At 62.9% G+C, this 21,111-nt stretch carries 18 protein-coding genes; 7 read left to right on the plus strand and 11 right to left on the minus strand.

Annotation, left to right across the window (positions count from 1 at the left end):
• The first annotated feature begins 6 nt into the window (after positions 1-6).
• Both K0M74_RS08055 and K0M74_RS08060 read left to right on the plus strand, forming a co-directional pair.
• A complete protein-coding gene (locus tag K0M74_RS08055; RefSeq protein ID WP_293970257.1) occupies positions 7-633 on the plus strand; it encodes a chromate transporter in 627 nt (208 codons plus the stop codon).
• Positions 630-1,271 carry a chromate transporter gene (locus K0M74_RS08060; RefSeq protein WP_293970398.1) on the plus strand — a complete coding sequence of 214 codons (642 nt, stop codon included), beginning with the start codon at positions 630-632 and terminating at the stop codon, positions 1,269-1,271. The genes K0M74_RS08055 and K0M74_RS08060 overlap by 4 nt, the downstream gene beginning before the upstream one ends.
• Before the next feature lie 222 nt (positions 1,272-1,493).
• Here K0M74_RS08060 and K0M74_RS08065 read toward each other — a convergent pair whose 3' ends face one another.
• From K0M74_RS08065 to K0M74_RS08105, 9 genes are all read right to left on the minus strand, one after another.
• Positions 1,494-3,575, minus strand: a complete 2,082-nt coding sequence (locus K0M74_RS08065; RefSeq protein WP_293970260.1) for a TonB-dependent siderophore receptor — start codon at positions 3,573-3,575, stop codon at positions 1,494-1,496.
• Between the two features lie 138 nt (positions 3,576-3,713).
• Complete coding sequence (locus tag K0M74_RS08070) at positions 3,714-4,124, minus strand: DUF2946 family protein (RefSeq protein WP_293970263.1); 411 nt, start codon at positions 4,122-4,124, stop codon at positions 3,714-3,716.
• A 44-nt stretch (positions 4,125-4,168) separates the two neighbouring features.
• The gene (locus K0M74_RS08075) at positions 4,169-4,891 is read right to left on the minus strand and encodes an ABC transporter ATP-binding protein (protein ID WP_293970266.1); all 723 of its coding nucleotides are present in this window, start codon (positions 4,889-4,891) and stop codon (positions 4,169-4,171) included.
• Positions 4,884-6,086 (minus strand): ABC transporter permease, encoded by a 1,203-nt coding sequence (locus tag K0M74_RS08080; RefSeq protein WP_293970269.1) that lies wholly within the window; start codon positions 6,084-6,086, stop codon positions 4,884-4,886. The genes K0M74_RS08075 and K0M74_RS08080 overlap by 8 nt, the downstream gene beginning before the upstream one ends.
• The gene (locus K0M74_RS08085) at positions 6,083-7,264 is read right to left on the minus strand and encodes an efflux RND transporter periplasmic adaptor subunit (protein ID WP_293970272.1); all 1,182 of its coding nucleotides are present in this window, start codon (positions 7,262-7,264) and stop codon (positions 6,083-6,085) included. Before K0M74_RS08085 ends, K0M74_RS08080 begins: the two co-directional genes overlap by 4 nt.
• Complete coding sequence (locus K0M74_RS08090) at positions 7,261-7,857, minus strand: TetR family transcriptional regulator (RefSeq protein WP_293970275.1); 597 nt, start codon at positions 7,855-7,857, stop codon at positions 7,261-7,263. Before K0M74_RS08090 ends, K0M74_RS08085 begins: the two co-directional genes overlap by 4 nt.
• A 279-nt stretch (positions 7,858-8,136) precedes the next feature.
• On the minus strand, positions 8,137-9,366 hold the full coding sequence (locus K0M74_RS08095) for a TolC family protein (protein ID WP_293970278.1): 1,230 nt from the start codon (positions 9,364-9,366) through the stop codon (positions 8,137-8,139).
• Positions 9,363-12,503 carry a CusA/CzcA family heavy metal efflux RND transporter gene (locus tag K0M74_RS08100; protein WP_293970281.1) on the minus strand — a complete coding sequence of 1,047 codons (3,141 nt, stop codon included), beginning with the start codon at positions 12,501-12,503 and terminating at the stop codon, positions 9,363-9,365. The genes K0M74_RS08095 and K0M74_RS08100 overlap by 4 nt, the downstream gene beginning before the upstream one ends.
• A gap of 8 nt (positions 12,504-12,511) precedes the next feature.
• Entirely contained in the window at positions 12,512-13,591 is a 1,080-nt protein-coding gene (locus K0M74_RS08105; RefSeq protein WP_293970285.1) for an efflux RND transporter periplasmic adaptor subunit, read from the minus strand.
• 102 nt (positions 13,592-13,693) lie between these two features.
• On the opposite strand from K0M74_RS08105, the gene K0M74_RS08110 reads away from it, so the two are divergent.
• The 5 genes from K0M74_RS08110 (at position 13,694) to K0M74_RS08130 (ending at position 19,386) form a co-directional block, all read left to right on the plus strand.
• Positions 13,694-14,350: a response regulator transcription factor gene (locus K0M74_RS08110; RefSeq protein WP_293970288.1), complete on the plus strand. Its 657-nt coding sequence runs from the start codon at positions 13,694-13,696 to the stop codon at positions 14,348-14,350.
• 263 nt (positions 14,351-14,613) lie between these two features.
• Positions 14,614-15,714, plus strand: coding sequence for a HAMP domain-containing sensor histidine kinase (locus tag K0M74_RS08115; protein ID WP_293970291.1), 1,101 nt, complete (start codon positions 14,614-14,616; stop codon positions 15,712-15,714).
• Between the two features lie 510 nt (positions 15,715-16,224).
• Positions 16,225-17,448 (plus strand): efflux RND transporter periplasmic adaptor subunit, encoded by a 1,224-nt coding sequence (locus K0M74_RS08120; protein WP_293970294.1) that lies wholly within the window; start codon positions 16,225-16,227, stop codon positions 17,446-17,448.
• A complete protein-coding gene (locus K0M74_RS08125) occupies positions 17,432-18,139 on the plus strand; it encodes an ABC transporter ATP-binding protein (RefSeq protein ID WP_293970297.1) in 708 nt (235 codons plus the stop codon). Before K0M74_RS08120 ends, K0M74_RS08125 begins: the two co-directional genes overlap by 17 nt.
• Entirely contained in the window at positions 18,136-19,386 is a 1,251-nt protein-coding gene (locus K0M74_RS08130) for an ABC transporter permease (protein ID WP_293970300.1), read from the plus strand. Before K0M74_RS08125 ends, K0M74_RS08130 begins: the two co-directional genes overlap by 4 nt.
• Positions 19,387-19,397: 11 nt before the next feature.
• Here the strand turns inward: K0M74_RS08130 and K0M74_RS08135 are convergent, their stop codons facing one another.
• Both K0M74_RS08135 and K0M74_RS08140 read right to left on the minus strand, forming a co-directional pair.
• The gene (locus K0M74_RS08135; RefSeq protein WP_293970303.1) at positions 19,398-19,709 is read right to left on the minus strand and encodes a hypothetical protein; all 312 of its coding nucleotides are present in this window, start codon (positions 19,707-19,709) and stop codon (positions 19,398-19,400) included.
• 226 nt (positions 19,710-19,935) lie between these two features.
• On the minus strand, positions 19,936-21,099 hold the full coding sequence (locus tag K0M74_RS08140; RefSeq protein WP_293970306.1) for an acyl-CoA dehydrogenase family protein: 1,164 nt from the start codon (positions 21,097-21,099) through the stop codon (positions 19,936-19,938).
• Between the last annotated feature and the right edge of the window lie 12 nt (positions 21,100-21,111).

The following is a 21,111-nucleotide window of genomic DNA, read 5'->3' on the forward strand; positions in this document are numbered from 1 at the left end:
ACAAATATGCCGGTCGATAACGACGTCGATCCGCTGATGCATGGGGCCGCAGGACTGGAAATTCTAGCCGAGCTCGATGAGCGATTAACGGAAGAGATTTGTCTAGACGGCGCAAAGCGCGAATCCAGCGACATCGCGCTCCTTCCGGTGGTGCGGCAGTTCTCCCGGGTAGAGCTAGAATGGTTCATGAACTTCGGATCGCGACGGTTGCGCGAATGGCTGTGGCGCCTACGCAGGCCTGGTCGGGCGTTGTCAGTTCTTGCCGGGACCCGCGTCGAGCCCCGCAGGTTTCGCGCTCGGCTTGATGCGGGCGGGGCCGCTCGGAGGGGTGGCAGCTGGACGGCGTTCATCCTGCCGTCGGCGCTCCTGATGTTCGGCTTCGCACTAATCGCGGGCGATCTCTCGGGCCCGCTCGCCGAAGCCGTGATCCACGGCCTCAAAATCGCCGCGGTCGCGGTTGTCGCGCAGGCGCTCCTCGGAATGGCGCGCACGCTCACGTCCGAGCTTCAGCGGTTGGCACTGGCCGTCGCAGCGATGGCGGCGGTGTTGCTGGTCGCGACGTCTGCGGCGCAGATTGCAATCATCTTATGGGCGCGCTTGCTGGGATGGTCATGGGAAACGCCGGCGAGATGAAAACCCCGGCGACGAGGCTGGGTTCCGAACCGAAGGGCGGGCCTCTACTGCCTTGGCCTTTTCGCCGCGGTGCTGCTGCTCTTGCCCCTGGCGGCGGCGTGACAAGAACCGTTCGCACTGGTTGGCATCTTCTTTCGTGCGGGTGCGCTGGTATTCGGCGGCGGGCATGTGGTGTTGCCTTTATTGCGGGAAGGGTTGTCCCCGGCTGGCTGAACGATAGCCAGTTTCTCGCGGGCTATGGCGCAGCGCAAGCCGTGCCGGGCCGTTGTTCACGTTCGCCGCCTATCTCGGCTCTCTGGCGCAGCCGGATGCGCCGGTGGCGGGAGCCACTGCTCGCGCTTGCTATGATCTTCCTGCCGGGGTTGCTGCTGATCGCAGGAGGGATGCCATTTCGCGCCTCTATCGCCGGAATCCGCAAAACGCGCGCGGCGATCGCGGGGGTCAATGCCGCGGTGGAGGGGATTCTGGCCGCCGCGCTCTTTTATTCTCTGTGGACGACCGGCATCGCCTCCCTTGCCGATGCGCTGATCGCGCTTGCCGGATTCGCGCTGCTGGTGCGGTTCACGCCGCCGCCGCTTGTCGTCGTCGTCGTGTCGGTGGCGGCCTCGACCGGCTATGCCGCCGCCGGATGGGCTTGAGTTGTCGCAGAAATGTATATTTCCGAGAGCAGGGGCCGCCGGATGCTGAAATTTGCCGCACATTTCGCCACTGGGGCTCACCTCGCCCGAAGTGAAGGAGGCGGCTGTTCGATATCGTGACCGGGTGGGTGTAGCGCGACAGATAGGCGAGCTCGGGCCCGGCGAACGGCGGCTTGGCTTAGCGGGCGCGTGTCGGCACTGCTGACAAACGCCCGCCCGGGGCTACATTGCCCAGCGAATGCGGGCAAAGGCGGACCGGCCCGCGCCCGGCAAACGCGCGCCCAGCGGGACATCGGTCCCTGTTATCCGGTTGTATCCAGCCAGATGTTCGCGATAACAGGTATCGAAGAGGTTCTCGATGCCAAGATCGAGCCTGATGCCGTCACGTATCACCCAGTATCCCGCGATGTTGGCAAGGACATGCCCGGCGCTCGGCGCCTCGCTATTGGTGACCGAAACCCGCGTTTGCCGGGCGACGAACTGGCCTTCGATCGAGATTGACCAGCGGCTTTGCGCCCAGCTCACCGCCAGACGGGCATTTGCCGGTGCCATGCGGTAGAGATTGTCGGCAATATCCGTGCGCTCAGCACGCACATAGCTGGCAACTCCGTCAAGCCGCAGCGGCCCCACAATCTTCGCGCCAAAGGCAATGTCTGCGCCCCAGATGCGCGCATCGGTGTTGGCAAAGCGCAGCGGGGTGGGATCGCCACTGCCATTCGAAACGATTTCGACGGGGGTGTTGACGATGCCGGGCGTCGTGTCAAACGGCACACCCTGGATGAAATCGTCGATCCGGCGATAATAGACGACCGGGCGGGTATAGGCATTGTCACCCTGCCAATCGAAACCAAGCTCGGCAATCCACGCCTTTTCGATCTTCAGATGGACGTCGCCGACATAGATATTGCCGTCGGCGAGGCCGCCGCTGGCTTCGGTGGGCAGCCAGGAATAGCGCTCAATGAGGCTGGGCGCGCGCGTCTTGTGCGCCAGCGTTAGTCGCGGGGTAAAGGCGCCCATATCGGCCCATAGCCGCAGTGATGCATCGACGCTGGTGCCCGACCAGTTACGGTCGGCCAGTGCAAAGGCATTGGCGAGATTGACCGGACCTGCCGGAACTCCGGGGCCGTAGCGCGATGTGCCGGTCGATGCGCCGTGACGGTCGATGCGCAGTCCAAGTTCGGATTCAATGGCGCCAAAACCGTTCCGCCATTCGACATAGCCGCCCACCCGGTCGCTCTTGGCGCGATCAAGCGGATGGATGAAGAAGGCTGGGGACAGGGGATTGTACAGCATGTAGCCCTTGTCGATCAGCTCGAAATCAGCGCCGATCCGGATGTGACGACCTGCCGAGCCAAAGCGCAACGACGCATCGGCTCCTATCGTGTCAGCATAGGTGTCCGACTGTCTGGTCAGGGCAGTCGTCGGCGCGGGGCGTAATTCATAGTTGTTCATGCGATGGGACACGCCTGTGTAGCTGGCGTGGACCTCCAGTCGCAGATTGTCGTCGAGATCGCCTTCAAATCCTGCACGGGCAAAGTCGGTGTGGAAATAGACGATGTCCATGGCAAACGGCGGGTTGCCGGAACGGCCAGTATCCTGCCGCCGATATTCGAGACTGAACTCACCGGGACCGGCACGAAAGCCGGCATGAACGCCATAGACCGCGCGATGAAACGATGTGCTGCCAATGCGTCCGCCTGGAAAACGGGTATCATCGCCCGCTTCATATGAGCCGATCACACCAAGGCGCAGGCTGTCGCTGGCAAGGGCGACAAGACCGCCCATGGCCACACTGTCATCGACGCTGCGATACTGGCTGGACAGGTCGATCTGCGGTGACAGGCTGGAGCCCGTGCCAAAGCGCGCATGTTTGAGGACCGTGTTGACGCCGCCACCCAGTCCGGGGCCGTCGCGCACAGGGGAAATCCCGCGTGCGATCTCGACCCTGTCGATCAGCATCATGGGGGCATAGTGCATCGCCGGATCCATGGCATTGGGGCCGCCTGTGGCGAAACGCTGGCCGTTGATCCGCAGCAGGATGCGCTCGCCAAACAGGCCGCGCATCTGCACCTGGCCGGAAAGAGCCCCATTCGCGACGAGAGCCGCGCCGGGCTGGCGCGCGATAAAGGCCGCGCCATCGGGCCCGGTGGACAGTTCCTCGTCAGCTTCGGACGCAGCATCGGTGGCCGTCAGGCGCGGTGCTGTCACGACGATGGTATCGGGTGATTGTTCATGGCCTTCAGCGGCAAAGGCAGGGCTGGCAGCGGTCAGGGCGACCGCTGCGCTCAGGATAGAAGTCTTCATGGTTCAGATCATTCGCAAAAGATGCAAAATTGCGCCGCCCGCATCGAAGGTGTTGGGCAGGGTATTTTGCCGGGAAGGAGACGGACATGCTCACGCGCGATTGTCGCCGGGCTCAGTCCGCAGGTTCAGGCCACTATGTCAGGCGAATGACGGAGGTCCCCGTAGCGGCGGGCGCAAACGAGCAAGTGGGTGAAGCACAGACGACGCAACGAGGCTAGCACCTGTTATCAGGACGAAGGCGAGTGCCTGCGCGAGCAGAAGGCCATCGGCCCCCGCCATCGACGCCATCGACAGGGCGGAAAAAACGCAAGGCGGGTTCTTCTGGCTATGGTCGCCTGAACCGTCATGCCCTTCGCCCGATCGTGGCACCACGATCTTGATGGTGCTACGCTCGTCCTCGAAACCCGAACATATCTTTACGCTCAGCGTGACCGCCGAAGGGGCAACCATATAGCCCGCGGGAATCAACCCGCGAATGAGCAGAGCGATCACCACAAGCATCATCGCCCAGGTTCGCCGCTCGACAGTGAAGGCGCGCAGGTGTTTCATTCGCGGGCGCCCTTAGCTCTTGCCTTCCGGGTTGTCACGGTAGGTCATGTTCCAACCGATGCCGCTGGCGCATGGTGACCCGGTGTTTCCTCGACCGTCTGGCCATCACGAATATTATAGAGCCGCTTGAAGGTCGGGATGATCTTTTCATCATGGGTGACGATGATGATCGCCGTATCAAACTGACGAGCCATGTCGTTGAGCAGCCCCACCACCGCAAGGGCGCGCTGTCCGTCAAGCGGCGCGGTTGGTTCGTCGGCAAGGATAACCGGCGGACGATTAATCAGGGCGCGGGCGATCGCCACGCGCTGCTGTTCTCCGCCCGAAAGCTGCGAGGGCACGGCGGCGGCGCGGTGGGCGACATCCAGCGCATCGAGCAGATCGCGCGCTTCCTTGCGGGCCGCTGCATTGGGCTTTCCTGCCAGCATCGGCAGCAACGCGACATTGTCGGTCACATCAAGGAACGGGATAAGATAGGGAGCCTGAAAAATGAAGCCGATCATATCCCGCCGGAGCGCGCGCAGATCGCGGACTTTCCAGCGATTGTCGTAAATGCACTGGTCGCCGATCGTCATCTTACCCGACGTCGGTTCGATCACGGCACCAAGGCATTTGAGCAGGGTGCTCTTGCCCGAACCCGATGGTCCGATCAGCCCCACGACTTCGCCCTTGGCCACATTCATATCTACGCCGCGCAGGGCATGAACCTTCGTCTCGCCGCTGCCGTAGGTCTTGACGACATTCTCGAGGGTAATGCCCTCAGCCACCGATCGCCTCCGCCGGATCGACCTTGATCGCAGCCTGGATGGCCAGAAAGCTCGCCAATGTGCAGATCAGCATCACCGCCACGAAGCCCCGAATCGAATCCGATGACAGCAGCAGCACATATTTGGGGAAGAAGGGCGCCCACATGCTGGCCGCGATCTTGCCAACGATGAAGCCGATCAGCCCCAACCCCAGCGCCTGTTGCAGGATCATCCATGAGATCGTGCGGTTGCGCGTGCCGATCAGTTTCAGCACGGCAATTTCGCGGATCTTACCGATGGTCATGGTGTAGATGATGAAGGCAACGATGGCCGCACTCACAATCGAGAGGATGACCAGAAACATTGCGATCTGCTTGGCCGAATTAGCGATCAGCTTCTGAACAAGGATTTCCTCCATCTCAGTACGGGTATAGACGGTCAGGCGTTGCCAGCGGCGGATGGCAGCGGCGACGTCATCGGGATTGGCATCCGGCGTTATGGTGACCAGAACGGCATTGACGTTGGTGTTGCCCGATTGAACAGCGTTTACGGCTTGCGTCACCGCCGGATTGCCCGGCGGGTTCAATTGTGGATTGGCAGCCGTGCGCGCGCGCTGGCGCACGATGGCGTCGCTGTCCTTCTGGAACTGGGCCGCTTGAGCATCTTTCAACGACAAGAACAGCATCGGATCGCCGCCCGATGACACCATTCTGCTGGTCAGCCCGACAATCGTATAAAAATTGCGGCGAACTTTGACGCGGTCGCCAATCGCGAAGCCCGTCTTCACATCGGCCACAGCTTCATAGTGAGCACGCACAATCTGGCGTCCCGAGATCAGATGAGTGGGCTGGCCGGGCAGGCCTGGCTCTCCCATCTCGGCCCCCACGACCATAACGCGGACATCCATATCGCCATGGGCGATCTGCATTGTAAGATAGGTTACGCCTGCCGCCTGGGCGACGCCGCGCATGGCCTGAATGGGGCGCTCGCTATCTTCGGTCAGGCTTGAGGGTTCCGCATAAGGGCCAAGGGTGTCTTTCTGCACGACCCAGAGATCTGCTCGACTGTTGTCGAGCAAGGCCTGCGCATCATCGACCATGCCGCGATAGACACCGGCCATCGACAGGGTGACACCGATCAGCAACCCCAACCCCACGCCGGTAAGAACAAATTTTCCCCAGCCATGCAGGATGTCGCGCCCAGCAAGGCTGATCATGGCAGCGTTTCGACGATACTGAAGCGGCTGCTGGAGGTGAGTGCTCTCGCGCTATGAACGACAAGCCGCTCGCCTCTGGTGAGGCCGTCCAATATCTGCACCCATCCACTCAGATCCTGTGCGCCGATCCTGACGGGCGCAAAGACAAGATCCCCATTGCGGATAACCCATACCCCGGTCTGACCTTCCACGCGGTGGACTGCCGCGTTGGGAATGGCCAGCGTTCGAGACCGGGCGGGCAAGGCGACGGTCACCTCGGCCAGTTCACCAATGGAGGGCAGCGTTCCCGTGGCCGTGAAGCGCGCTTTGGCGAGCACTTCTTCGGTCAGGGCATCGGCCAAAGGCTCAACGCGTTCAATGACACCGTCAAGTGAACCGTCCGGTCGGGAACGCAGGACAATTCGCACCGGCAGTCCCGCGGCCAGGCCTGCCGATTGCGTCTGGTCGAAGCGGACATTGATCCACAGCTGTGACGGATCGATGATCTCGACCACCGCCTGCCCGGCAACCACGGTAGTGCCCGGTTCGACCGACCGTCGAACGACGAGCCCGGCGCGCTGTGCGACGAGGCGGAGATTTGACCGCTGTTCAATCAAGGCTGCACGCTCCGCGTCAAGTCGCCCGCGATCCTGTGCGGCGGCACTGCGATTGGCCTGTGTGGCTGCCATATTCGCCCGCGCCGTCGCCAGTTCCTGTCGGCGCTGATCAACCATCGCGTCGGTTACCCAGCCACCTGCTTTCAAATGTTCGGTTCGCGCGGCTTGGGATTGTGCCAGCGCTACGCGCGCCGACGCATCGGCAATTTGTGCTGCAGCGGCCTGTTCCAAAGCGGCTGACCGTGCCGTGCCGCCAGCAGCGGCTGCAATGCGCTGATCAAGATCAACGGGATCGATCTGCGCCAGCAATTGTCCCGGCTGCACCATGTCACCGACATCCACAGCCAGCAGGGTCACCCTACCGGCCGCTGTTGGCCCAACCTTCTGGGTGTGACGGGCCTCCACAGTGCCGATGCCAAACATGGCCGGGGTAATGCTGCGCTCTTCAACTTGTGCGACGGTTACATTGATCGGTGCCAGCGGCCCGGAGCGGAATGCCACCCAGGCAAAAAGCACAAGCAGGGGAACGAGAACGGCCAGCAATGTCCAGCCTCTGCGACTCAGGGTGAATGGCAACTTCATTTGGCCACGCCAAGCCCATCAAGATAAAGATCGAACAGTCTCGCCGATATGGCAGGCATCGACGTGAAATCACTGGCCGCCATCGCTTGCATTACCAGCCCTTGCACCATGCCAAGGAACATTGTGGCCGCAGCGGGGATGTCGACATTCGCGGCGATGAACGCATGCGCTTTTGCTTCCGTAAGCAGGGCCATCACACGCTCGCGATACGCACCCATCAGCGTACGTACGCACATCTTGCCTTGCGCGTCGCCATCGCGCTGCAATTCGCCAAACAGAATGCGGGGCACGCCGGGATGGGTCACGACGAAATCGATATGCGTGGCAAACATGGCGCGTAGCCGTTCAATTGGCGTAGCCCCTGTAACGGCATCAAAGCGCGCGAGCAGCGTGGTGGCGGTCCAGTCCATCACCGCCGCCCAGATCGCCTGCTTGTCGGCAAAATGGCGGAAGAGCGCGCCCTGTGTCACCCCCATCTGCGCTGCAATCCGAGCGGTCGTTATGTCCGCCGGATTTGTTGCTGCCGCCAAGCCAATCACCGTTTCAACAGTGACGGCACGGCGCGCATCGGCAGAGAGTTTGGTGCGGGGCATCTGACTTGCTTGCCCCTTTGTGAGTAATTAGTCACTATCTTTTGTCGCCTGCGTCGGTCGATGGTTCTGCAATCTTACAAGAGGGAAGAGGAATGTCGGAACCGGAGGGCGGGAAAGGCGTGGTGAGCGGAAAGTCCGCGTTGACTACTTCGATCGGCACCGCGTCAAGCAGTGGCTTGCGCATTTTTCGACTTCCCCTTTGCTGCACCCGGCCAGATCGCCCCAATATCAGTAGGCTAGGGCCTTGATGATACCCCGGCCATGGCGGCGGGAGGCAGCTCAGTCGGCCAGCCACAGGTCGTGCGCATCAATCCTCAGCCGGGTGATCGCGCGCATCGCTTCGGTGCGGGCCGCAGCCTCAACCCGAAACGCGTCGTGCACCATGCGCTCGCCCAGCAGCAGGTCTGCAAGGTCGATCTCGCCCAGTTCCTGCCCGCGGCGCAGCTTGACGAGTGCGGCCATCTGTGCCGCGACGCTTTCGCGCGCGCGTTGCCAGGTGGTGATGCGGAAGCGCGCCTCGGTCATGTCGGCCTCGGCGGTCTCGGACACTTCGAACCGGGCAAGCTGCTCGTCCGCTTGCGCAGCCGAAGCGCCCGCGCTTGCTTCGCTCGCCAGCGCGCGGCGATGTCCCCCGCCAAGCGGCATGCTGACCACGACGCCCGCGCCGCGCTCGAGCCCGCCGAATTCCGAGAACAACCTCAGCCCTACGGTCGGATCGGCAATGCGGTCTGCCCGGACCCGGTCGGCAACGGCAGCCATGCGTGCGCTTTCAGCTTTGGCTGCGGCGAGCCTATGACTATTGACCACCACCAGGTCGCCAAGCTGCGACAGGCGCGCGTCGGCCATGTCGGGGTGCGGCACTTCGGGCGCATCTGTTGGCAATGCGAGCGCGGGAAACTGGGCTTCCAGCCGATTGCGGGAGACCGATGCTTGACCCGATGATTCCGCGAGCGTGCGCCGCGCTTCGGCCAACACCGCCTGTGCGCGGTCAACCTCCAGCTGCGCGGCCTCGCGCAGGTCGCGTTGCCGCTCGATCGCCGCCAGCGCCTTTTCGTAATTCTCCACAGCGACACGATCGACCTTGGCCTGTTCCGAGGCGGAGAGCCAGTTGAACCAGTGTGCAGCCAGCAGCAGGGCAGCTTCGTGGCGGGCATCCTCGGCGACATTTTCGGCCACCTCGGCACCAAGGGCACCGATTGCGCGGTCAAGCCTTGACTTGCCCGGCAAGCGGATCGGGCGGCTCAATTGCGCGTCATATTCGTTGAATTCATTGCCGCCGCTCACATCGCGGCGAGTGTAGCTGCCCTGCACGGTGAATTCGTAGGAGCCTTTGCGCAGCCCCTCGGCTCGCGCCCGCGCTGCTTCGAGTCGCGCGTAGGCGGCCGTCACGCTGGGATGCTCGGCCAGCACGCGCTCAACTGTTTCGGGCGCGGGCAGGCCGGGTTCGGCGGCAAGCGGTGCAGCGAGCAGGCAGGCCAGCGACACAAACAGGCAAGCGGTGCGGATCATGCCGAAACCTCCGAATGGGCGGGATCGGGCAGCTCCTCCGCACGGTCCCGCGGGCCTTCGCCGAAACGTTCGTAGAGGATCGGCAACAGCACCAACGTGAGCAAGGTCGCCGTCACCAGCCCGCCGATGACGACGATGGCGAGCGGCTTCTGGATTTCCGAGCCCGGCCCGGTTGCAAACAGCAGCGGAACAAGGCCGAAGGCGGCGATGCTGGCGGTCATCAGAACCGGGCGCAGCCGCCGTTCCGCTCCGCGCCGCACCGCTTGGGCCAGCGGCATTCCGGTTTCGCGCAGCTGGCGGAAGTAGGTCACCATCACCAGCCCGTTGAGCACTGCGATCCCGAGCAGCGCGATAAAGCCGACCGAGGCTGGAACCGAGAGATATTCGCCCGAAACGGCGAGCGCGATCATCCCGCCGACCGCCGCGAAAGGGATGTTGGTGAGGATCAACAGCGATGCCCGCACCGAACCGAGGCTGAGGTAAAGCACCACAAAGATCAGCCCGATCGCAACCGGCAGCACCACCAGCAGGCGGGCGGAGGCGCGCTGCTGGTTTTCGAACTGGCCGCCCCATTCGAGCCGGTAACCCTGCGGCAGAAGCACATTGGCGGCGATATCCGCCTTGGCATCATCGACATAGCTGACGATGTCGCGGCCCGAGACAAAGGCCTGCACCATCGCAAAGCGCGAACCATTTTCGTGTTCGAGTTTCACCGGCCCTTCCGTGCGGGTTACTGTGGCGACGTCGCTGGCGCGGACCAGCTGACCAGAGGGTGAGCGATAGACCAGATCGGCGAATTGCTGAGTGTTCATGCCCCCTGTCTCCGCTGCGCTGCCACCGTCTCCGCGCAGCACGATGGGCAACCGGCGCACGCCGTCGGTGACGATCCCGGCACGCACGCCTTCGACCTGTGCACGCATCATGTCCTGAAGATCGGACACCGGCATCCCGACCCGGCCCGCGGCTACCCGGTCGATATCGACCAGCAGGTAATCGACCCGGTCATTGGCAACCGTCATCGTCTCGCTGGTGCCGTCGATGGCTTCGAGCCGCGTCTGGATCGCGCCCGCCAACCGCGCGAGTTCCGCCGTGTCGGGGCCGAACAGCTTGATCGCGAGATCGCCGCGTGCGCCGGTCAGCATTTCCGACGTGCGCATTTCGATCGGCTGCGTGAAGGTCGGCTCGATTCCGGGGAACTGCGCCATCACTTTGCGCAATTCCCCCAGCAGCCACTCCTTGTCCGCAACGCGCCATTCCCCACGCGGTTTCAATTGCAGGAAGCTGTCGGTTTCGTTGGGGCTCATCGGATCGAGGCCCAGCTCGTCCGATCCGACGCGGGCGATCACGGCTTCGACTTCGGGCACCTGTTCAAGGATGGCGCGTTGTACCTTCAGGTCGCCTTCGACGCTGTGCGCGAGCGAAATCGACGGCAGCTTGGACAACTGCACAATCACCGATCCTTCGTCCATCACCGGGAGGAAGGTTTTGCCCGTCATCGTGTAAGCCGCACCTGCCAGCACAAGCCCGATCCCGGCGATGATGAAAACGTGGGTCTTGTGCGCGAAGGATCTGGCCAACAGCGCGTGGTAACGCGGCGCGATCCGACGCATCAGCCAAGGCTCATGATGGAGGCCGTCTGCATCCACCTTTACCTTGAGCAGGTAGAAGGCCAGCACCGGCACCAGCGTCAATGACAACGCCAGTGCGGATGCCAGCGACAGCACGATTGTCATCGCGACGGGGCCGAACAGCTTGCCCTCCAGCCCTTCGAGCGTGAGCAGCGGCAGGAACACGATCGCAATGATTGCAAGGCCCGCGGTCACCGGTTTGGCAACTTCGGTCGAGGCGAGGAGGATATTGCGCAGCTTGCTGGTCGAAGCGTGTTTGGGGTCCGAAAGACGCTCGACCACGTTTTCGACAACCACCACCGCGCCATCGACCAGAATGCCGACCGCAATGGCGAGGCCGCCGAGGCTCATAAGGTTGGCAGTCAGCCCGATCGACCGCATGAAGATAAAGGTGAGCAGGACCGCCATCGGCAGCGCCAGCGCGACGATCACCGAAGCACGCACATCGCCGAGGAACAGCAGCAGCAGGATCACCACGAGCACGGTCGCCTCCAGCAGCGCGGATTCAACCGTGCCTACTGCGCGGGTGATGAGGTCCGAACGGTCGTAGAACACCGCGACGCTCATGCCTTCGGGCAGGCTCGGCTTGATCTCTTCCAGCCGCGCCTTGACGCCTTCGACTACCTTGGCGGCATCCGCACCGCGCAGGCCGATCACCAGCCCCTGCACCGCCTCGCCTCTACCGTTCTTGCTGACCGCGCCGTAGCGGGTGAGGCTGCCGGTGCGCACTTGCGCCACGTCACCGACCCGCACCACCGCGCCGTCTGAGGAGCGCACCACGACGGCCGCGAGATCGTCAAGGCTGCGGATCGCTCCGGTCGCGCGCACGATCAGTGCTTCGTCGCCGCTCGTCAGCCGCCCGGCGCCGTCATTGCGGTTGCTGGCTTCAATCGCCGCGATCAGATCCGCGCTGGACAGCCCGGCGGCGGCCAGCGCTGCGCTGTCGGGCGCAACCTCGAAGGTTTCGGCAAAGCCGCCCAGCGAATTGACGTCGGCCACCCCCGGCACGGTGCGCAGCGCGGGGCGGATCGTCCAGTCGAGCACGCGGCGCTTTTCGCCGAGCGATTGCTCCCCCTCGATCGTGAACATGAACATTTCGGACAAGGGCGTGGAGATCGGCGCCAACCCGCCTTCGACGCTCGGGGGCAGACCCGCCATGACGGCACCGAGCCGTTCGGCCACCTGCTGGCGCGCCCAGTAGATATCGGTGCTGTCGGTGAAATCGATCGTGATGTCGGCAATGGCGTATTTGGCTACCGAGCGCAGCACGGTCTGATCGGGGATGCCGAGCATCTCCATCTCGATCGGGGTGACGACCCGACTTTCGACCTCTTCCGGGGTCATGCCGGGAGCCTTGACGATGATCTTGACCTGCGTGGTGCTGATATCGGGGAAGGCATCGATCGGCAGATTGAGGAATGACCACGCCCCCATCCCCGCCAGCAGCGCTGCCAGGCCGAGCACCGCAAGCCGCAGGTTGAGTGCGCCTTCGACAAGTTTGGCGAGCATGGGGCCGGCTACTCCGCGCTCATGGCTTTGAGCTCGGCGATGCTGCTCGCCGCGACGGTTTCTCCCGCTGCCAGCCCTTTGGCAATGAATGCCTCGCCGCCGCCGCGCGCGGCGACTTCGACCGGACGCTTGACCCAGGTCTTGCCCTTGCGGACGAACACGTGGTCCTTGTCGCCGATGCGGGTTACCGCTGTCTGGGGCACGGCGATCCCCGTGCCGCTCCCGCGGATGCTCACGGTGACATTGTGTCCCGGGATGAGGTCGGGGGTCGCACCGATGCTGGCGCGGGCCATCACCGAACGGGTGGCCGGATTGATCGACGGCGCAACCGCGAGGATCTGCCCGCCCACCGGCAGCGGCGCAGCACCGCCATCGGACAGCATAATTTCCACCGCCATGCCGGGGCGCACCGCGGGCGCCAGCCGCTCGGGCAATTGCAGTTCGATCTGCCACGCGCCGTCAGCCTCGATCACGAAGGGAGCCGTGATGGCATCTACCCCGCCGCCGGTCTCGACCCCCACATGCGCGACCCGGCCAGCTATCGGCGCGCTCAAAGTCATGGTTCCATCCGCCCCCACTCCGCCGAGCGCAGCCATGCGGGACAGTTGGGTCACGGTGACGTGCGCCTGATCGAACTCCGCTTGCGCTTCATCGGCACGGGCCTCGGCAATGATCCCTTCCTGGGCCAGCTGGGCAAGCCGCTTGGCCCGCGCCCCGGCCAGCGTGGCAACGGATCGCGCGCGGGCAAGGTCGCCGCGAATCTGTACCGGCTCGCTCGCCCGCACCAGCGCCAGCGCTTCACCGCGCCTGACCTTCTGCCCTTCAATTACGTAGACCCGCACCGCCGCGCCAGGAAATGGCGCGGTGACAGCAACCCGGGCCTCCGGGGGGAGGGTGATGGTGCCGGGCACGCTGCCAAGCGGAACGTTATCGACCTCCCTTGCCAAGGCGGTCTCAATCGCCAGTCCTCGGGTAGGATCAGGCGTAGCTGCAGTATCGCCAGCCTGCTCCGCGAGGGGCGAGGAACAGGCCGGCAATGCCGCAAACACAGCCAGAACGGCAAGGCGAGCGAAGAGGTGCGTAGTCATACCCTGGCCTTTGCGCCGCCAAGCTGACAGGAACTTGCCAAGCTGGCAGCATATTGTCAGTTTCGCAGCCTATGACCGGCGGCGGAAAGGGACCGGCACGCCATGCGCCTCCTCGTTGTCGAAGATGATCCGGAACTGGGCCGCCGTCTGACCGAGCGGCTGCGCAGCGCCGATTTCGCGGTCGAACTGGCGGCCAGCCGGTCTGAGGCGGAGGACTGGCCCGATGTCGATCGCATGTCGGCGGTGATCCTCGACCTCGGCCTGCCCGACGGCAGCGGATTGGAACTGCTGCGCCACTGGCGCGACCGGCGGGTGGAGACCCCGATCGTGATCCTCACCGCGCGCGGCAGCTGGCAGGACAAGGTCGAGGGGCTGAATGCGGGCGCTGATGATTTCGTGGTCAAGCCGGTGCGCTTTGAGGAACTGCTGGCCCGGCTCAATGCACTGTTCCGGAGACAACATGGCTCGCGCGCAACCATCATCGAAGCGGGCGATCTCGCGCTCGATCCGCTGGCGCGCTCGGCTATGCAGGCGGGACGGCAGCTGGCGCTCAGCCGTCAGGAATTTCGCCTGCTGCACCTGTTCATGCGCCGCGCCGGGCAATTGCTTTCACAGGGAGACATCCTCGATGATCTTTACGCGCTGGATGCCGACCGCGAGCGCAACACGGTCGAGGTGCTGATCGGGCGCCTGCGCCGCAAAATCGGGCGCGAGCGGATCACAACACAGCGCGGCCTGGGCTACAGGTTCGAAAAGTGATGCGGTTTCCCGTCCCCGGCAGCTTGCGGCTGCGGTTTCTGCTGGCGATTACGCTGTGGGTGTTGCTGGGCATCACGGCAATTTGGTTTTCGGCGGTCGGGATTTTCAGCATACATGTCGAACAGTCGTATCATGAGGAACTTGCGGTGCACGTCCGCGAACTCGGCGGACTTACCGAGATTGCCCCAGACGGCGCGATCATTCTGGCCCGCCCGCTGTCTGATCCGCGCTATGATGTTCCGCTTTCGGGCTTTTACTGGCAGGTGACCGCCAACGGGCACGCGACGCTGCGATCGCCCTCGATGACGCGCGGCAGGCTTGATGAAACCATCGCCCATTCGCCCGAGATTCTGCACAGCGTTGATACCGGGCCGACCGGACCGGCCATAACCTACGGCTTCACCCGCAAGGGGCCTGCGGGCGAGGACATCCATTTTGTGATCGCCACTGACCAGAGCGAGCTCGATCGGCTGATCGACAGCTTCACCCGCGACCTTACCTTGCGGCTGGCGGGACTTGCCGCACTGCTGCTGGCGACGGGGTTCGCCATTATTTTCTTCAGTTTGCGCCCCCTCGACCGATTGTCGCTCGCCTTTGCCCGGCTGCGGCATGGCAAGGCGGAAGAGTTGGAGGGCGAATACCCTGCCGAGATTGCACCGCTCGCCGCCGATCTCAACGCCTATATCCGCCACAACGAGGCGATGATTGCGCGTGCGCGGGTGCAAGCGGGCAACCTCGCCCATTCGCTGCGCACCCCGCTGGCAATCATTACCGACGAGGCCGAGCGTCTTTCAGAGCGCAGTGAATGCCGGGCTGCAGGCGCGGTGCTGCTCGATCAGGCCAGCGCGATGACGCAGCAGATCGAATACCAGCTCGCTCGCGCACGCTCCTCGGCGGGCAAGAAGCACTCCGGGCGCGGCGTCATGGTGCCCGATGTCGCCGCGCCGATCCTGCGTGCCATGCAGCGGCTGCACCCGGACAAGCAGTTCAAGATGCTGGCAGATGGCTGCAACGGACTGGTGCTGCCGCTCGACGCAGTGGACTTTGCCGCGATTCTGTCGATTCTGCTCGACAATGCCGGAAAATGGGCAAGCCGGGATGTCACGCTGTCATTTGCTGGTGCCGGCGCGGATTCCTGCACAGTTCGGATCGAGGATGATGGTCCCGGCATTCCGGAAAACCTGCTCGAACAGGCATTCGCGGTGGGAACGCGCTTCGATCCCGACGTCGCGGGCTCAGGCCTCGGTCTTGCGATAGCGCAGGATCTTTGTGCTGCGATGGGCGCCGAACTCACGCTTGCCAATGGCGCGCGAGGCTTGATCGCCACCTTGCGCTGCGCGGCCAAGGGCGGCGATGGCTCTTGAATGAAGGACAGACCGCCTGTCGTCCGTTCATGGCGGTTATGAGGCCTGCCCGGCCTCCTAACGGAATTCACGTCAGTAGAAGGCCTCATGGTCAGCGCGGTGAACTGATGGGGTCGTCTAATCGCGCCGTTGGATGCAAGCGGATTCTGCATTGACCGTATGCCGGGTCAGGGTCGTCTTCGCGGTCGGCATGAGCCGCCGCATGTTGGGTCTTCGAGGACGGAACCTTCCTATGTGGACGGCGCACTTGGCGAAGAACCAGTGCATCCCATCAGACGGAATGGTTCAGCCCAACGGGACTATGCGAGTGGATTGTCTCTCTCACATTTCTCAACTCCTGCTATTGGCCGTTCGCAAAATCGGGCAGGCATGCCAATGGTGCGCGGTCGGTCACGCCGTTTTCTTTAGGGGAGCAGCGATTCGCACCGGCTGAAGAGGGTAAAGCACATGCTGCAACGAGTGCGAAGTTGGGTTGGCCGACATCGTTTCTGGTCGATCGCAATCGCTTTGGTGGCGGGTCTTCTCCTCTATAATATCCTGTCGCCAGCCTCACGCGATTATGAATATGTGCTCGATACGGTCGAACGCGGCGATGTGAACCGTGTGGTGTCAGCGAGCGGTAAGGTGCGCGCGCTCAACACGATCAACGTCGGCGCCGAAGTGTCGGGCCAGGTCACGCAGGTCTTTGTCGATTACAACTCGCCGGTCAGGAAGGGGCAATTGCTCGCGCTGATCGACCCGACGCGCGTTCAGGCGCGGGTGCAGCAAGGCGAGGCACAGCTGGCGCTGGCGCGTGCCGGCCTGCAACAGGCCCAAGCCAATGTCGCCAAGGCGGACAATGACCTGCTCATCCAGCAGCGCAATTTTACGCGGCGCAAATCTCTCGCTGGCAACGGATTCGTATCGAAGGCCGATCTTGATGCTGCCGACGCGCAGCTCAGCGCCGCGCGGGCGGCCGCGAGCGTTAATCGGGCGCAGGTGTCTAGTGCGCGGGCGCAGATCAGCCAGGCGAGCGCCGAATTGTCGTCGGCGCAGCTCGATCTGTCGCGGACGCGCATCATCGCCCCCTCAAGCGGCGTCATCATCAACAAACTGGTAGAGCCGGGATCGACCGTCACGGCGGGTTTTCAGACCCCCAATCTGTTCGAGATCGCGACCGACATCACCCAGATGCAGATCGAGGCCTCGGTCGACGAGGCCGACATCGGTCAGGTCAAGGTGGGCCAGCCCGTGAATTTCTCGGTCGACAGCTATCCCGACACGATCTTCCGAGCGACCGTGCGGCAGGTGCGGCAGGCGGCGGTCGAGAACCAGAATGTCGTAAGCTATCTTGTTATCGCCGACGTTCCTAATCTCGACGGCAAGCTGCTTCCCGGCATGACCGCCAATGTGGATATCATCACCGGTTCACGCCCGAAGGTCGTTCGTGTTCCCTCAAGCGCGCTTCGCTTCCGTCCGCGAACCGCCGACTTGCCCGACGAGGCCCGCGACAGCGAGAAGAAGCGGTCCGACGGTGCGGGTAAGCCTGGGCACATGGTCTTTGTCTCGACCGAGGATCCCTATCGTCCAGCAATGCGCGAGGTCACCATCGGAGTCGAAGGCGACGAATTTACCGAGATCGTCAGCGGCCTGAGGCCTGGCGAGAAGATTCTCGTTCGGAGCAAGTCGCTGAAACCGAAAAAGGATCAGGAAGACTCCGACAATGAGGACGGCGGCGATGATTCCGCTTCTTGAGACGCACGCGCTGATCAAGGATTATGTCATCGGCGGCGAGGTGCTCCACGCCGTCAACGGCGTATCGCTCGCGATCCAGCGCGGCGAATTTGTCGCAATCATGGGGGCAAGCGGCAGTGGCAAGTCGACCTTCATGAACATGATCGGTTGCCTCGACACGCCTACATCGGGAACTTTGCTGCTCGACGGTATCGACACCAAAGGCCTGTCGAGCGACGAACTGGCCGAAATCCGCAATCGCAAGATCGGGTTCGTCTTTCAGCAGTTCAATCTGCTGCCGCGCACCAGCGCGCTCGACAATGTCGCCGTGCCGCTGATCTATGCCGGGCTCGACCGGGTCGAACGCGCGCGGCGCGCAAAAGCGAAGCTTGAAGCGCTGGGGCTCGGCGATCGGCTGGCCAATAGTCCGGCCAAGCTGTCGGGCGGGCAGCAACAGCGCGTTGCGATCGCGCGCGCGCTGGTCACTGAACCGCTGATGCTGCTCGCCGACGAACCGACCGGTGCGCTCGATACTCAGACGTCGAACGATATCATGGGCATTTTTCAAGCCCTCAACGACCAAGGCATTACGATCATCTTAGTGACGCACGAGCCCGATATTGCCGAATATGCCGAACGACGGATACTGTTTCGAGACGGGAAAGTCATCGAAGACGGACCGGTGGCCAAGCGGCGGAGCGCCGCGCCGTGATCCAGCGCGCCTGGAGAAATCTCGCTGGCTGGGGCATCAACGTCGCGATTGCGCTGACCGCGCTACGCGTCAATCTCATGCGATCGATCCTCACGACCCTAGGTGTCATGATCGGCGTGTTCTCGGTTATATTGGCGGTCGCCATCGGTGCGGGCGCGCAAGTGTCGGTAACCGAATCGATCGGGGCGCTCGGCGCCAATATGGCGATTGTTGTGCCGCAGCCCGATAGCGACGGCCCCCGTCAGACGACCGATCGCGGTCGTCTGACCGAGCGTGATATCAAGGCGATCGCCAAGCAGGTCCCAGGCATCATCGCCACCGCTCCGCAACTCCGCACCAGGGTCCAGTTGGTAGCGAGTGGCCGAAATGCCACAACCGAGGTGATCGGCGTGACCCCGGACTATGCTGTTGTCAGCAACGTCAACACCGACGAAGGCCGTTTCATCGAACAGGGTGACGTGAATGCCTCTTCGCGTGTCGCGGTGATCGGCGAGACCGTCGCGACCAAATTGTTCGGCACCTATGACCCGGTCGGGGAAACGGTGCGCATCAATCGCGTGCCGTTCAAAATCATCGGTCTATTGGAAAGCAAAGGCAGCAGTTTCGGCAATGACAATGACGATCTCGTTGTTGTCCCCCTGGGCACGCTGCGGCAGCGCCTGCTCGATACCCCAGCGCAGGGGCCAGACGACATTCATATTGCCTTTGTCGGTTTCGACGACGAGCCCTCGCTGATCGCCGGTCAAAAGGCGATCAAGAAACTCCTGCGCGAGCGATATCGTGTGGCGAAGGGCAAGATCAATCCGTTTACCGTGCGAACGACCACCGAAATTGCCGAGGTGACCGGGCAGGCGACGCAGATCTTTCAGGCGCTATTGGTCGCAATCGCGTCGATCTCCTTGCTCGTAGGGGGGATCGGGATCATGAACATAATGTTGGTCAGCGTAACCGAGCGCACCCGCGAGATCGGCCTCCGCATGGCGTTGGGCGCAAAGCGCGCCGATATTCGCAATCAGTTCCTGGTCGAGGCGGCGGTCCTGTGCGTAATTGGCGGCGGCATCGGACTGGCGCTGGCCAAGGTCGCGGCGTTGGCCTTTGTGGCCTACGCCGACTTTCCCGCGCCGATCGGCTTTGGGGTCGCCGTGGGCGCGATCCTGTTTTCCGCCATCATCGGTCTCGCCTTTGGCGGCTGGCCCGCCATCCGCGCCTCGCGGCTTTCGCCGATTGAGGCTCTGCGTAGCGAGTAAGAACAACGTTTTTAGAAATTCAAATTTGAATGCTGTCCCGCGCGCGCAGTGAGATCTTCCTTCCAGACCGTGACCGCGTCTATCCCGACTTTTGGTCGCCTCCCATCTTTCAATCGTGTGAGCAGCCGAAGGCCGCTAACTCGCCGAGCAGCCGAGAACCAGTGCGAACCAGCGGCAAGGACGATCGGCCAGTGGCGCGACGCGTCAGTGACCGCCCACGACGCGGTCAGCAGCGCAAGCATGGCGGTCATGAATGCCGTCGCCGCGATCATGATGCTGCGGTCGGCGAAACGGTCGAGGAGACGTGACGGCCGGGCTACCACTTCTCACGATTGCGCAAATATCCGGCACAAGCGCCGAAATGATCGAGCGGCATTATGGCCACCTTGCCCGCGGCGCTGCCAGATTGGAACAAGTTAGACAAAAAAAGTCGGTTTTCTGGGCTTTGTTCTGTCCCATTATGTTCGGGATTGTGCGGTTTCCCTGCAATTGCACTGCAGAGGCAGGGGTTCGATTTCCCTCGGCTCCACCAGCGACCCTCCGAAACCTTCAGCTTGCGTAATCGCGGATCATGTTCTTGGCGATCACTAGCTGCTGGATCTGCGTCGTTCCTTCATAAATCCGGTAAATGCGGCAGTCGCGATAGAAGCGTTCGGCGAGATATTCCTTAAGATAGCCGGCGCCGCCGTGGATCTGTACCACGCGGTCGGCAACGCGACCGCACATTTCGCTTGCGAACATCTTGGTTGCCGCGGCTTCGACGAGAATTTTCTCGCCGCGATCGGCGCGCGCGCTGGCATCGTTCAACATACAGTCGGCGGCATAGATTTCGGCCTTGCTGTCGGCGAGCATGGCCTGGATCAGCTGGAAATTGGCGATCGGCTCACCGAACGCCTTGCGTTCCATTGCATATTTCATGCCCGCATCGAGCATCCGCTTGGCATAGCCGACGCTGGCGGCAGCGACCGACAGGCGGCCGTTGTCCAGGCTCTGCATCGCGGCCCGAAAGCCGATGCCTTCTTCGCCGCCGAGTAGCGCGTCGCCATCGACATGCACATCTTCGAGAATGACGTCGGCGATCTGCGATCCCGCCTGTCCCATCTTGCCATCGGGCTTGCCGATCGACACGCCGGGAGCATCACGCGGGACTAGAAAGGCGCTGACGTGCGCGTTCTTTGGCAGCGCTTCGGCATTGGTGCGCGCCATGACGAGGATCATATCGGCAAAGGGGGCGTTAGTAATGTAACGCTTGGTGCCGTTTAGCACATAGCCATTGCCGTCGCGCACCGCCCGGGTCTTCATCGCCGCGCTGTCCGATCCGCTATCGGGTTCGGTCAGGCCAAAGGCGGCGATTGTGCCCATCGCCAGCTTGGGCAGCCAATGCTCCTTCTGCGCCCCGGTGCCAAAGCCGACCAGCGATTTGCACACCATACCAATGTTGATCGATACGATCGAACGATAGGCAGGCGAGGCGTAAGCGATCTCGCGGATGAAGCCGACATATTGGCTGATATTCATGCCCGCGCCGCCATATTGTTCGGGCATGGTGACCCCGAACAGCCCCATGTCGCGCATTTCCTCAAGAATGTCGTCGGGAACGCGGCCGAGTTCTTCGAGCTGGTTCTCCGCCGGAATGAGCCGTTCGCGGACATAGCGCTGCAACTGTTCCATGAAGGCGTCATAGATGTCGGCGTCCATTCCCGGATTGGTCATTGTCTTCCTGTC

Origin of the sequence: Sphingopyxis sp. (genome assembly GCF_019459305.1) — a bacterium.
Classification (GTDB): domain Bacteria; phylum Pseudomonadota; class Alphaproteobacteria; order Sphingomonadales; family Sphingomonadaceae; genus Sphingopyxis.